The organism is Pseudomonas coronafaciens pv. oryzae str. 1_6 (genome assembly GCF_000156995.2).
GTDB classification, from domain to species: Bacteria; Pseudomonadota; Gammaproteobacteria; order Pseudomonadales; family Pseudomonadaceae; genus Aquipseudomonas; species Aquipseudomonas tremae.
This window is the reverse complement of record NZ_CP046035.1, coordinates 5,538,829-5,551,898: the sequence shown is the minus strand read 5'-3', so window position 1 is coordinate 5,551,898 and position 13,070 is coordinate 5,538,829. Positions and strand designations below refer to the sequence as shown.

Sequence of the window (13,070 nt, the reverse complement as noted above, 5' to 3'; positions counted from 1 at the left end):
CCGCGCTAACCCGCTGGCCAGACCGCATTGCCCCGTTGTCGTAGAGAACCGCACGTTTTGAGGTGCAGAACCGTGGATAAGTATGCTCTCGACATAGCGTATCGGTCCCGATTTTCCAAGCAAGACGAGAGCATGGGAATCCTGGCGTACAGCTCGGCCTTGGTGACCGGGCCCCGCTGCAGTTCAGTGATCGCCTCGCACGCCGTTCGTATCATGCTGAGCAGCCGAGAATCTCGAGCCTCCCAGTCAATGAGGTATTTTTCCACTTTGGCCGGTTTCACGAAGGTCTGCTCTTTGGCCATCAACCATACTTTGTCGTTTCTATAAAGCCACGCATAGATAGAAGGAATGGTGTTTCTCAAAGCCTGGACCCCTAGCTCAGGATGCAAATTGTGTAGGTCTTGCCACTGCGCTCTGTGCTCAGCTAGCTCCCGGCTGTTCGTGGCAGCAATAGCCAGTGCATTGGTATCTGGATGGGCGCGCAACAACCTGTTGATCGTCGAGACCGAGATCTGAAACTCTTCACAAAGCTCCTGTTTCGGAATGCCCTTGCCCAGTTTTGAGAGCAGAACCTCTTTAAGCTGGCCTTTTAATCGTTTGGGCCTTGGAGTGTTTTTGGCTGGAGTCGCAGCGTTTGAAAGCGAGACACGCCCATCAGGTTTCTGCGATGGAGTGCTTGCGACTTGCTGGGCTACTCTGGTCACTTCAGCGCCGTAGGCCTTGAGAAACGACTGCAAGTCATCGAATAGCCAATCAATAAGCACCAGATGCTTCAGAGGGTGAATGCTTCTGCGGGGGGAACGGGTAAGCTGGTCCATAAATGACTCAGTGCTTTTCTCGTCTTGCGGCAAGGATTCAAACAGATGAAAGCGGCGAAGAGGCTCTATGCGATCAAGAAGCGATGCAGATCTGTCTCCTTGGAGTAGAGCTGTTCGATAGGTCGCAGCGACGGTGCAAGGGTCAAAAGACGTAACTCGACCTATGGTCGCGAGATAGATGACATTGTTCGCCAAGGCCATAAAAGCTGCGCGGGACCAACGTTTCTGTGATGACGCCTGTTGTATTAGGCAGTTCTTGGTAGGTAGCGACCATTCGAACCGTCCCGACCACCGTCTACTTTTGGTGGATGCCATGAGCCAAGCTTGATGGTGTGGACATATCATCACACCCGGATATTGGTGTGTGAGGTGCCAGTACGCTACGCCATGATCATATACATCTTCACGCATGCAGCACGGGCATGCCTTCAACGGGTGTTCAGCGCCGAAGCCACTTGATACTAAGCCTAGTCGATATTTAAGCGAATCAATCCGATCGCTTTTTATAGTTAATATTGCATCTTCAATTTTATTTTGATTTTGAAAGGGAATAAATAGTGAAAATATTGTGTGATATAAGAGAATCGATTCCGCGCTTCCCCAGTAGTGAAATCCAGTTTGCTCTAAAGCCGCTATTCCGCAAGGAATATCATGTTTTATAAATTTCTCAGATAGGCCCAGCACGGCAGTCGATGTGGTCGCATGGTCTAGGTTTCCCATTACCAGGTGCTGTCGACTGCACAAGCTGAATAAGGTTTCGTCGGGTAGCCAGTCCAGTCGAGGGAATGGCTCGATCACACATTTCTGAGCTGATGCGGCGCTCATGGTACCTCCGAGTCGAATCAGAGGAGACGAGTGTAGCGGCTGGAAATCAGTCCTACGGATCGATTTCGCCTAAACAGGCGGCGGGTTATTCGCGAATCTTTGGTCTCATAACTGGTGGAATTTAGCATTCATTTTTTATCACCTGGCCATCTATGAACGCCGGTTTTTGGCCTTCAAAGCACCGAATACACTGAAAAGGCAGCACGAATGCGCCGGCGGAGGCGCAACTTAGCTGCTTTATTCTAGTTGTCAACTGCCATTTTTCGGCGGTACCATGCATCGTTAAACGGCGTTACTGAGGGCAATACTGAAAACTGAAAGTGTATTACCAACAGCCGATGCAAGTTTTGCCTTATGGGAGTAGTGGCTCCTATAAAAGTGCAGCTAGCTGAAACGATATAGTTTGCTGGCCTATTACTTAGGCCTGAGGAAAAAATCATGGAATCTGGTTAGAAAACCCAGGAGCCAGACAGACAAAGGCCCAAGTGTGACCTTGGGCCTTTGAGGATAAGTCAGCTTTCGACTCCTGACGAATCCATTGTCTATCCCCTCGCGTAGGGCGTCAAGCCCTGCACGGCTCCGCTCGTCTCCAGAAAAGTATACTGCGCGTGGTGTAGTCATGGCCATGCCCGCGCTATTGGATGGCTTATTCATCCGATGTAGGTGGGCTGGTATGCGTCGCCTGCTATGGATTGAATGGATGGTAGATAAGATAAGTGGATCTAAAAAAATCGTTACTCCGCATAACAGGTCGACAAGGCTGCTTCGAATGGGGAGATAACTACTTAGCCGGAATTTATGCAGTCCCTGGTGAAGCGCCCAAGGGCTCTCGTATATGCCGGCTTAATAGCAGGAAGCTTGGACGAGCACTGCATCTTCTTTCTACCCCTGAAAGAATCTTCGCACAACTGGCTCTTTATAATCCCGACGTGTTCGAGTTACATGAGCAGAAAATTCTCAGCCCAATTCCGGAAGTTCACCCTCTTCAAGGTAACCCATTAGCTGCTGGACTGAAACTTCTGCCAGTGAAGGGAACATCATTGGTGGCAGAGGAAATCGGTCTTAAGCACGCTACTGCAGTCATGACCTACGATGATGGTAGGCGCGAGAGGGTTCCCCACCCCTACTTGGGCGATCTGCTTCTGTACATCCACCCGCAGGGCTCGGCCCCCTATGCTGTGAACTGGACAGTAAAGTTGAGTGCAATGGATTTTGATGAGGTCGCTCGGGGAAGTTTAAAGAGCTTGGCGAAACAGAAAGAAAACCGCGAGAAGGCTCGCTTGCGCCATGCCTTGGAAGAGGTTTATTACCACAGTGCAGGCATCAGGACTGTGAGAGTATCCAGGGATATGCTGGATCCAGTGCTAGTGGCCAACTTAGATCTTCTGTATGGCTACCATGATCGCGAGATCAGCCTCGAATCGAATGTTCTCGAGGATTTCTCACACGATATAGAAGACTGTGTCGCTCATGGGAGACCAGTAGCTTCCGTTGCCTTGATGTACGGACAGCGGTGGGGACGGCGTGATCTGTTTCTGACGAAGATCTACAAAGACATATGGGAGCGCAAGCTTCCGGTCAGCTTGTTTGACCCGGTCCTTATTGATCATCCATTGGTGACGGATGCACCGGATGTCCTGCAGGTCTATAGCTCACTTTTTGCCGGTTTGCCCGAATGATCACCGGTTCCAGGCTGAAAGCGCCTGAAGGATTCAAAGGGCTTAAAAAGGATGTCGAATACTATTTCCTTGCAAGTGACGGCAGGGCAAACAGGGCACGCCTTGTATTCTTTGATGATGAAGGAACCACTGCAAGTTTGCTAACGCTTTCCCGGCCTGAATTTGATTTGGCTCTGACCAATGGTGATCTCGTGGAACATGGTAGTGACGCCACACCTCCTTGGTTGAAGGCGATCAGGGATATTTCAGTAGATCAATTGGAAAAAGATCGGGTAAGGGCAACGAAAAGCTATGATGAAATGGTTAACAAGCGTTACCTCGCCATAGCCGATTTGGTAGACGATGCCGAGGAGATACTGTCTAGCGAAAATCCCGAATCGATCATCAACGCCCATGCTGTCAATCAGTCACCCTCTCAGAATGCAGTCCGGTTGAGATTTTGGTTTTTTAGCTACCTGGTGTTCGGTCGCTCGAAGTGGGCGCTTATGCCCAAGTTTGACCGCTGCGGGAGAGGAAAGAGAGAGCAGACTGCAGACGGGAAAATTTTGGGAAGACCGCCTAAGTCAGGACGTAAATCCCGATTTCCGGCTACGCCCGAAATGCAGGCTTCGATACTGGATGGCTTCATCAAATACAATGATAAAACCAAATCTGACGCTGAGATCTTTGGTGCTGTGCTGGTGCGTGAATTCGGGTGTGTTCCTTTTACAGCATCGACAGGTAAAAAGAAGTTCTATCATCCCGAAGGTAAGCCTTTCCCCACCAAAGGACAGTACGATTATTACCTAGGTCAGTCGATAAGCACGAAGTCGTATAGGAAGGCACGTAGGGGGCCCAGCGGAGCTAGAGCTAAGTCCGGGTTTTTTGGAAGTTTTGCTCAACATTTGGTTAATGTAAACCAACTGGTTGAGTTTGACGGCTATAATCCAAAAAATAAGATATCTGGCTTGCTCGAAGGATCCGCTATGGATTCGGCCTGCATAGTTCGAGGTGTGTGTGGCCAGTCTGGTGCTGTAGTCGCCTTGGGTTTTTCCGAAAACAAAGAAAACATGGAAGCCTACCGCATGGCCCTGTTCTCGATGGCCGTTAGCAAGGTCAAATTTGCGTCGTTGTTCGGCCTGACGATCAGAAAAGAAGACTGGCCCACTTACGGTCTGCCGCAAAACATCGTGTTCGACCGTGGGCCAGGCTCTACCATGGGCGTACCGATTCGTTCAGAAGCAGTGGCCCGTGGCGAAATGATGAGCTGGTTATCCAGGCTTGAGTTAACTCCTACTCACTCGGGTCAGTCGAAAGCAACGGTTGAGTCGTCACATCCTAGGACCAAATCTGACAATGATCAGCCAACACACTTTCATAGCTCGCTCAACTTTGTAGAGATATGCAAGCGGCATATTCTGCAAGCTATTTACGATAATCATGTTTCAGATGCTGAAGGAAGGATGACACCTGAGATGCTGGAGGTGGGCTTCAGTCCCACCCCACATAATATTTACAAGTTCTATAGTGATCTTGGTTACGATTCCGGCACGGAGGTAAGCTTTGACTACGCCGTGAGAGAATTCCTGACACCTCATCCGGCGCACATCAAAAGGAGTGGGGTTTATTTTTATGGTCGTAAATACAATTCATCAAAGCTGATTGACACCGAGGTTTTTGACCGTATCGCGCTTAATGGCCAGATACCGGTCACAGCTTATGTGATGACCATGTGTGTCAGACATATCTGGATTGAATTAGAAGGCGTTTTGTACGAGTTGGACTTTGTAAAGCCGGCGAGCGTACATCCCAGCAGCGTCGACATTTCGCTGTCGGATCTTCAAGTGCTCAATGAGAATCGGCTGCGCGGCAATGCCCAGCGTCGTGAAGAGAAGCCCGTAATCCTTCAGGATCGCAATGCGCAATTTCTTCATGCCACAGGCAAAGCTTGGGACAGTGGTACTCGCAAGCCTGGGCGTCCTGCGAAGGACGGAGCGGCTGAGCGTGATGCCGCCGACCAGAAGCGGTTGATGGGGAAAGGCAATGACTAACATCTTTTCTGCGCGCTTTGATGGATTGGATACGCTGGCTGATATTCGGCGTTTGATTACAGCGCAACCTGATCCGGTGACCGGACTTGAGGATTTGAGTCCAGCGTTGGCTGCTGAGCGTTTGTCAGAGGTACTGAAGACGATTTTCCTTCCCAATCAGTTTTCTTTGGATTTCATCAAAGACTGCGTTGATCGTGCACGCAGCTTTTCAACTGAGAGTTTCTCCTCGGACCAGCAATATCAGAGGCGGCTGTACCATCCCCCGGAAAATGAGGCATTTCCTATATGCCTCACCGGGCTCGCTGGCGTTGGTAAGAGCCAAACTATCAGTGCGCTGATGAAGGTGATGCCTGGACCTGCACTCTACACATCTGCCCATTACCATGAGCCACATAATCTCGTTTCGTATTGGTACGCCAGCGCAAGGGGGAAGGCTGGCGGTAGACAGTTGTTGGAAGACTTCCTTGGCGGCGACGCAACAGGGGTGAGAGCGAACACGTCCAAGCTTCTGACCGAGTGCCGGCGTAGGGTCAATCGTGATGGTGTATCACTGATGGTGCTCGAAGAAATGCAGCATCAGACCACTGGGCAAGGCGTAGTCCGGGTGACGGACATATTGCTCACCATGGCCGGGCTTGGGGTTCCTATGATCTATGTGGCCAACTACAGCCTGGGTCACAAATTGCTGACAAGGAACAGTGAGGACAAGCAACGGCTTCTCTCTGAACCCCGTGTAATGCTACCGGACCATCCTGACTCGAAGGCCTGGAAGGATTACGTTCTAGAATGCATACGGGTAAGCGGGCGGCGCGTATCTGCAGATCCGAGTGCCTTGGTACATGAGCTGTATCGCTGGACGTTCGGTATAAAGCGCCTGGCGGTTCAACTGATCAAGGTGGCGTATCTTGAAGCCCGTGCAGCCCGTCGCCATACGATTACTTTGGAGGACGTCAACAAAGCATACCTTTCAGCCGCTTACTCCAGCAGTAGGGACGACGTTGAAGAGCTAATTCGCCTCAGCGTTCATAAGAACAAAACCAGGGTCAGGCCTGACCTTCGTTGCCCGTTCCCGGTGCCATCAAACGTCTTGAGCTTTGCCAAGGACGATCGTGCTTTACGTGTGAGCGAGAAGGTTTTTGTTTCATCCCTTACAGCCGAGGAGCGCAAGACTTTCGAGCAGCTCCATCCACCTGGTTCACCGTCCAATCTCCCTTCGAAGCCTAAGCGAGAGAAGAAACCAGCATTGCCCGCGCAAACTCGGGAAGGGTTAGAGGATGCTTACAGCCGACTGCTCTCAGAGTCCAAAGGTTTGCCTAAGCCAAGAGGGCCAGCAAAGTAAGCGCTACGAAAACGGTCGCGTGTCCACCCAAGACATTTTCAGTCCTATGAAGATTGTCTGGTCTGCAGCAGCGCGGGCAACACTTGCTCGGCTGAGCCTATGAGCATCAGCTCGTTTGGAGCCCCTAGGCAGACGTCCGCAGTGTTTACGTGGATGACCGTCGCACCAGATGTCGACGCGATTTCAGGAATATCCGCCGCAGGCCTGACGACTCCTGAAGTCCCGACGGAGATCAGAACGTCGCAATTTTTGACGTCAGCCAATGCTGCTTTCCAAGCTCCGGAAGGCAGATCCTCTCCGAACCACACAACTCCAGGTCGGAGTTTCCCATTGCACCGAGTACACCGCGGCGGCTCTACCCATTGTCCCTCTGCAGAAACCTGAAATTGATCAGTCGTGAGTACCGCCGTACGCTTGCAGGCAAAGCAGATCGGATTGATCAAACTGCCATGCAAATGCACGACGTTCTGAGATCCCGCGCGCTCGTGCAGGTCATCAATATTCTGAGTGATAACTGAAACCTGTATGCCGGTGCTCGCCAGGTGGCTAATCGAAAGATGAGCGGCGTTTGGTTGGGCTTGGCCAGCTTGGGAGCGCCGCCACAGGTACCAACCCCAAACCAGTTGGGGGTTCTCTCGAAAAGCCCGTGCCGTTTCCAGCTTTTCAGGGTCGAGTTTCTCCCAAAAGCCTGTGAGCTTGTCGCGAAATGTTGGAATCCCACTTGCAGCAGAGACGCCGGCGCCGGTGAAAAATACGACCTTTCGAGCGGCGGACAGAGCTGTGATGGCTCTATTCCAGTCATTCATCTGGAGATTTTCGGGTCTGCAGCGTAAACGATCGGAGAGTGATAGCTGCTTTCGGTAGAAGAGCTGAAAACCGGACCCATTGGGGACACGTCAGGACCTGACGCCTCTTCGATCCGACCCGCCAGCAGCATCTGAAACGGATTTGGATAGTGACGCAGGAGAGATTTGGCGTCACGGCGTATTCGTTCTGGTAACGAGGAATCTCGAGATAGCTCGAGCAGAAACTCTCCCGTTTGGATGACAGCCCGGGTACGTTCATTTGGCATGGTCATATTGAGGCCCTCTGAAACATGGCGCAGCGGCTCCTGCCCCGCAGATCTTCAGTTTAGCTCTCTAAGGAGGTCTAAGAGCAAAACAGGCCGATCGGCATTTTGCTCCCTCGATGGAAAGGCGACATTCATCGGGCCACCTGTCGGCCCGTCACCCGGCTCCAGGCTTCTAAAGCAACGCCTTTAAGGAGTCCCAGATTCGACTATTGTGACATTATCCTGATTTTCCGCTGACTCGGCCCCATTCACCCTTGTGAATTAGGCCTTCCATAGAATACAAACAGCATACAGAACGGCACTTGTTTACAAGTTATATAAATAGCGCTGTGTGACATTGGCATGACGGAGGCAAAATGGCGCAGGATGCGATAGCGAAAATTCTGGCCAAGAACGGCCCGATGCTGAGCAGTGAGCTCGCGAAGATTCTGGAATCTCAATACAACCTGGCTCCTACGGCCGCTCGCAAGCGGGTCGAGCGGGGCTGTGAAGATATGAGAAAGCTGAGCCACCTGATCTTTCCTCACCGTGCTCGCTTTGTGTATCTACGATCCGATTACGGCTCGCCGAAGTTTTTTTCCAATCTGATTGATGCTCTTCAGAAGACGAATAGCGCCTACTACTCAGCCCTCCAAGCCTTGAAAATGCGCTCCAACTTCATGCTGCGGTCTCATTTCCTTATCGCCTGTGGAGCGCCGGTTGCTCAGTTGAAACACGTCTCGGCCGAAAGCCTGCTTGAACGGTTGATCAGCGCGAGTCTGGTCAAGGAAGTAGCACTGCCGGGAGGGGATACATGCGTCGTGAGGTGCGATCAAGAAATGCCTCTCCAGGACGGGAACACGCTGGCCAAACTCAAGGCTCGAAACATTGCAGAGCGATTGGCGCTGATCGCGGTAAAGGACTGGGCACGAAAATTGGGGCTGGTGAGCTACGAGGCCGTCAAAACCCGTGAGGACGATGGGTTAGAGAAGATGCCTCAGGTAGGTACGTTTCAATGGGATATGGCGGGTCCATCATTTCTGTTTCCGATGCGTTCGTATTCTGAGGCTGCCGGCGTTAAGGGCGGATTTTTTGTCTGCGATATTGCTTTGGATGGACGGGTAACTGCGGAGGAACTCAGTGCATTCGTCAAAAAATGTGTGACGCTGCGAAGCCTTTCAAAGGTAAGCCGCTGTCTGCAGGTATTTGTAGCTGAGGAGTTTTCCACCGAAGCATTCTCGCTCCTAAAAGCAGAGGGCATTATTCCTGCCACTACTGAAAGCCTTTTCGGCCTGGAGGTAGCCAGAGCCCTGAAAAGCCTGTGCTCATTACTCGAAAACACGGCCAAGCTCTTGGACAGCCCTGAGTCACTGGATCAAGTTTTCAACGTGCTTTCGCGAATAGAGGGCGCCGGGTCCACTTTGCGAGGAAGTTTGTTTGAGTTCGCAGTTGCTCACATTGCCAAGTCCACGTTCCCGGGCGGCGATCCTGAAGTGAACCGGAAGGTTAAGGACAGCCTTGGCCGGCAGGCCGAAATTGACGTCTTAGTAGTCAGGAGGCATCGAGACGTGGTGTTCATTGAGTGCAAAGGAGTACATCCCCTGGGAAATGTTGATGACGCAGAAGTCGCCAAATGGCTCGACAAGCGCATTCCTGTACTCCGCGAAGTGGCTAAGCATCATTCTGAATGGGGATATCTGCCGCAACGGTTTGAAATCTGGAGCAGCGGTAATTTCACTCCAGAGGCGCTGCTACTGATTTCAAATAGAAACCTTGAAACCGATAAGTACGAAATCGTCGCCAGGAACGCGGATTACGTTTTCGAGCAGGTTATGGCAAGTCACGATGCTGGACTGATCCGTACCTACGAACAGCACTTCATCAACCATCCCATGAGAGAGGTTGAGTTGAGCAGGGGCCGAGCTGCAAGAAAAGCCGAACGAGAGAGAAAGCGAGCCCGCGTGGAACAGAGGTCATTCGGGGCGGCCGATCAGCCATCGTAAGCTGATTGGAACCACATTGCTGATCAAAGGCCTTGAGTATGATCACGCCGTCATTCTTGATGCCGACTCGCTTGATGCGAAGGATTTGCACGTCGCGATGACCCGAGGAGCGAAATTTCTAACCATCATCGGGACAGCTCGGCATCTACCTGCTTGAATACCTATTCAGTTTTGAACATTTTGAATCGGTCACCAATATCCATCGTTCAGTACCTGCACAGGAGCAATATTCTATATGGAAGGCGAGATGAATGAATTGGAACTGAGGCCGCGGGTGTTCGTCTCCGACCTCATCCAGCTCGGCGATATTGTCCTGACAACCACGCCCGACCCCATGAGCAAAACGATCCGTAAGGCCATTGGTGCGGACATCTCTCACGCTATGATTTGTGTGGGGAAGTCGAGTGTGATCGATTCTACTGGTGACGGTGTACATGCACGCAATCTCGAGCGTCTGATACTTGAGCCAGGCTGCGCTGGTCATGTTCTTCGTCCGGTTGCGCCCCTGACTGCTGACCAACTGCACTCTATTATCGCCTTCGCCAGAGCTGCGGTTGGTACTCGATACACCAAGATCGGCGCCGCCAAGAGTGTATTGGCTGGTTTTGTGGCCGGTCGGAGGCAGTTCTGCTCGCGATTGGTCGCGCAGGCTTATCACAGGGCCGGGGCAAACCTAGTACCGGATGCTGACTTTTGCCATCCAGGGGAGTTACTGAATAGCGCGGCGCTTTTTGAGGTTCCGAATGTACTGAGAGATCTCAATGCGGAAGAAGAGGCTGGCTGGCGTGAAAATGTTGACCACGTGCAGGTTATGCGGGATTCAACCAATGCCTTGCTTCGGGAAGCCCGAATGCTGTCCTCTGAGATTGAATCACTCAACGACATCGATTTATACCTAGTGGACCATCAGGAGGCAGATGATCACCTAGTAAAAGCTCTGAGAGCTTCAAGGTATCTGGAACTGTGGAAGGATGAGTTTGAAAGGAATGCTTGGCAGTATCACGTCGCCTTCATGGAGGGATACGAAAGCTCGGCGGAGCACAAGCAGAGATACTGTGAAGAGCTGCTGGCAAGCGAGAAGTTAGGGCAAAACCGTTTTGTCCTGAACCATGCGGGCTACGTGACCTTGAACGCATTGCATCCGCGCCAATATTTCGCTTTGAAGATAAAGCTTTACGAGCTGTTGACACAGCTACATGATCGTCGCATTAGGGCGGCAACTAATTGGCTTGAGCGTAAGGGGCTGCTTAAGCCGGAGCCTCGCACGCTGCTTCGTCCGCACACGCCGGAATGGTTCGCTTCGCTGCGCGAGTGGGACCCAAAGCAGGCTGCGATGACGGAAGCGGCCATCCGGGTAGCCGGAAGTTTGGATGTGTGCACAGTCTGTGCAGACGATCCAGTCTGCGATTATGTCCTCTTGAGTACTCCACCTGCTGGACCTGGGACGTGTCGACTTTGCGATGACTGCTTTCATATCCGCTCCATTGACGAACCAATGAGGACTTTCTAGTCGTGGGGCAGTTTCATGTCATCACGTGGGCCAGTTTTCAATCAACGCCAACAGAAGAAGATACTCAAACAAGCTCAAGAGCGGGAATATGGAAATTTTTAGCGTGATAGCCGGTACTTTGGGTCGAGTTTTCGGAAAAATAGCTACACCTTACATAAAAAGCATTTGGTATCGGATCAGAGGCGAAAAATTTTGTAAGCGAGGTAAGCCTAAATACGAAGGTGTTATATCCTCCATTGCTGACTACAAAAAGCTTTCGAATTTCATAGCCGGCAACGATGAAGGCATCGTGTTCCTTGACCTCACGATGGATGACAACAGTTTTCGAGGCGACACTGAAAGTACGGCCCCTTACTTTGTAGCTTTTGAAGATTGCTTTGAAGAACTTGAGGAAGGAGAAAAACCTTCAATTTTCAAATGCACCGGAACGCAGTTTAACGTCCACATATCCCACGTAGAAGGAAGCTGTTTTTTTTACTCGCAGCGAGGGTTTATAAAACTGAGGGGTTACTTCGTGATAACAGGCTATTCCGGACCTTATCAAGGCCTAATGGATTGCAACCTTAGAGGCGTAAGACATGAAGATATAAAAGTTTAGTTTTAGTAAGCAGTCAATACCAACTACCTTTGCCATTTAACCAGTGCTGAGAGCGTTGGCAGGTATCCGACTGGACTGGGCCGATAGTCCCTGCCAGCGCGCTTAGCCCTTTCTACCTTCCAAGCCGTTCTTTCACAAAATTATCGGCTTGAAGAACCCGCTCGGACACATGGCGCTCAAATTGCTGTATAGCGTAGCGCATCTCTTTTTTACCCCAACGCTGCTCCAGCTCCATTTGACGTTTCCGTGCCTCAGGTGATCCTAGGATCGATCTCGAATCTATGAGCAATATCTCTCCCTCAGTAGATTCTTGCGTTCTGGTACTCATCGCGACTTGAGAGCAGTGAGTGCCAACCACGCTAAACCCCATACGCTCGTAAAACTCTACATTCGAGACTGAGCAAGTCAATTCGGCATGAGGATAGCGATCAAGCATCGCGACTACCAGGTTTTTCCCAATCCCACGCCCTTGATGAGTACTCTTCACAGCCATGTAGCAAACACCGCAAGAGTCAGTCTGCCTAATCACCGGAATGTAGAGTAGAAACCCAACGACCTCATCTCGCGTCAATTCGTCAAAGGCCAAGAGCAGTTCGACTGGGGCATTAGTATTTCCGATTCGCTCGATGTACAAATCGACCTCACGTACGAGCGCCCACTGGTAAAGGGTATAGAAGGCGTTGCTGGCAGGAATCGCGTCAAGCCTCAGATCAGTACAAAAAGATGCAACCAGTTTCAAAACCTGATCAACGGCGGACTTGCCTGGGCCTATTTGGTAATACAAAATGATGGACATCTTATTCCTTTAAGATCTTTTGGATGCGGCTTCAGATGGGGTCAGTATCGTCGGACTGTCTTCGACACCTTGAGCCAGTCGCTCAAGCCCTGCTCGATTGAACGGAAGCTCCACCCCCTGAAAAGCTTCAACCAGACGGCGCTGCAGGTCGGCTATAGTCGGAAGCTCTTGGTACCTCGTGCCAATTCCCCAGCTACCGTCCAAGTTCGCGAAATATGTCGTCAACTCTTCGTCGTAACCTACGACGCCATGAGCCTGCCAATCGAAGAATCCGTACCCTTTCTGATCTTCGATCTCGTCGTCATCCAGTGTCGTGAAAATGCTGCCAAAAGCGAATCGAGACATGACTGCTCCATTTCAGTACCTAGACAGCTGGCCGATTAGTCATCGCTGTCTTGTTTTAAAAGAGACAGCCTACAAC

The 13,070-nt window shown here is 51.2% G+C and carries 11 protein-coding genes; 6 read left to right on the top strand and 5 right to left on the bottom strand.

All coding sequences use genetic code 11. From position 1 onward, the window contains the following. Positions 1-5: 5 nt before the first annotated feature. A complete protein-coding gene (locus POR16_RS25295; RefSeq protein ID WP_234887626.1) occupies positions 6-1,643 on the bottom strand; it encodes a TnsD family transposase in 1,638 nt (545 codons plus the stop codon). Between the two features lie 716 nt (positions 1,644-2,359). Between POR16_RS25295 and POR16_RS25290 the strand changes: the two genes are divergently transcribed. From POR16_RS25290 to POR16_RS25280, 3 genes are read left to right on the top strand one after another with little or no spacing between them, the layout of a single operon-like run. Further along, a complete protein-coding gene (locus POR16_RS25290) occupies positions 2,360-3,322 on the top strand; it encodes a PDDEXK family nuclease (protein ID WP_234887625.1) in 963 nt (320 codons plus the stop codon). Continuing rightward, complete coding sequence (locus tag POR16_RS25285; RefSeq protein WP_005894864.1) at positions 3,319-5,352, top strand: hypothetical protein; 2,034 nt, start codon at positions 3,319-3,321, stop codon at positions 5,350-5,352. The genes POR16_RS25290 and POR16_RS25285 overlap by 4 nt, the downstream gene beginning before the upstream one ends. Beyond that, positions 5,345-6,691 (top strand): hypothetical protein, encoded by a 1,347-nt coding sequence (locus POR16_RS25280; protein ID WP_005894869.1) that lies wholly within the window; start codon positions 5,345-5,347, stop codon positions 6,689-6,691. Before POR16_RS25285 ends, POR16_RS25280 begins: the two co-directional genes overlap by 8 nt. Positions 6,692-6,735: 44 nt before the next feature. Here POR16_RS25280 and POR16_RS25275 read toward each other — a convergent pair whose 3' ends face one another. Next, on the bottom strand, positions 6,736-7,497 hold the full coding sequence (locus POR16_RS25275; protein WP_005894871.1) for an SIR2 family NAD-dependent protein deacylase: 762 nt from the start codon (positions 7,495-7,497) through the stop codon (positions 6,736-6,738). Beyond that, positions 7,494-7,763: a BPSL0761 family protein gene (locus POR16_RS26740; protein WP_099434470.1), complete on the bottom strand. Its 270-nt coding sequence runs from the start codon at positions 7,761-7,763 to the stop codon at positions 7,494-7,496. Before POR16_RS26740 ends, POR16_RS25275 begins: the two co-directional genes overlap by 4 nt. Before the next feature lie 356 nt (positions 7,764-8,119). On the opposite strand from POR16_RS26740, the gene POR16_RS25270 reads away from it, so the two are divergent. The 3 genes from POR16_RS25270 (at position 8,120) to POR16_RS25260 (ending at position 11,853) form a co-directional block, all read left to right on the top strand. Continuing rightward, complete coding sequence (locus POR16_RS25270; protein ID WP_122381190.1) at positions 8,120-9,745, top strand: NERD domain-containing protein; 1,626 nt, start codon at positions 8,120-8,122, stop codon at positions 9,743-9,745. Positions 9,746-9,992: 247 nt separating this feature from the next. After that, positions 9,993-11,255 carry a YiiX/YebB-like N1pC/P60 family cysteine hydrolase gene (locus POR16_RS25265; protein ID WP_234887624.1) on the top strand — a complete coding sequence of 421 codons (1,263 nt, stop codon included), beginning with the start codon at positions 9,993-9,995 and terminating at the stop codon, positions 11,253-11,255. 25 nt (positions 11,256-11,280) lie between these two features. Beyond that, on the top strand, positions 11,281-11,853 hold the full coding sequence (locus POR16_RS25260; protein WP_147460280.1) for a hypothetical protein: 573 nt from the start codon (positions 11,281-11,283) through the stop codon (positions 11,851-11,853). Between the two features lie 112 nt (positions 11,854-11,965). Here the strand turns inward: POR16_RS25260 and POR16_RS25255 are convergent, their stop codons facing one another. After that, positions 11,966-12,649, bottom strand: coding sequence for a GNAT family N-acetyltransferase (locus tag POR16_RS25255; protein WP_005894886.1), 684 nt, complete (start codon positions 12,647-12,649; stop codon positions 11,966-11,968). Between the two features lie 9 nt (positions 12,650-12,658). Then, complete coding sequence (locus tag POR16_RS25250) at positions 12,659-12,994, bottom strand: hypothetical protein (RefSeq protein ID WP_005894889.1); 336 nt, start codon at positions 12,992-12,994, stop codon at positions 12,659-12,661. Between the last annotated feature and the right edge of the window lie 76 nt (positions 12,995-13,070).

Coding starts and splice junctions, on each gene's coding strand:
- POR16_RS25285 (WP_005894864.1), top strand. CDS start 3,319: ATGATCACCGGTTCCAGGCTGAAAGCGCCTGAAGGATTCAAAGGGCTT.
- POR16_RS25265 (WP_234887624.1), top strand. CDS start 9,993: ATGAATGAATTGGAACTGAGGCCGCGGGTGTTCGTCTCCGACCTCATC.
- POR16_RS25270 (WP_122381190.1), top strand. CDS start 8,120: ATGGCGCAGGATGCGATAGCGAAAATTCTGGCCAAGAACGGCCCGATG.
- POR16_RS25295 (WP_234887626.1), bottom strand. CDS start 1,643: ATGAGCGCCGCATCAGCTCAGAAATGTGTGATCGAGCCATTCCCTCGA.
- POR16_RS25255 (WP_005894886.1), bottom strand. CDS start 12,649: ATGTCCATCATTTTGTATTACCAAATAGGCCCAGGCAAGTCCGCCGTT.
- POR16_RS25280 (WP_005894869.1), top strand. CDS start 5,345: ATGACTAACATCTTTTCTGCGCGCTTTGATGGATTGGATACGCTGGCT.
- POR16_RS25275 (WP_005894871.1), bottom strand. CDS start 7,497: ATGAATGACTGGAATAGAGCCATCACAGCTCTGTCCGCCGCTCGAAAG.
- POR16_RS25250 (WP_005894889.1), bottom strand. CDS start 12,994: ATGTCTCGATTCGCTTTTGGCAGCATTTTCACGACACTGGATGACGAC.
- POR16_RS26740 (WP_099434470.1), bottom strand. CDS start 7,763: ATGCCAAATGAACGTACCCGGGCTGTCATCCAAACGGGAGAGTTTCTG.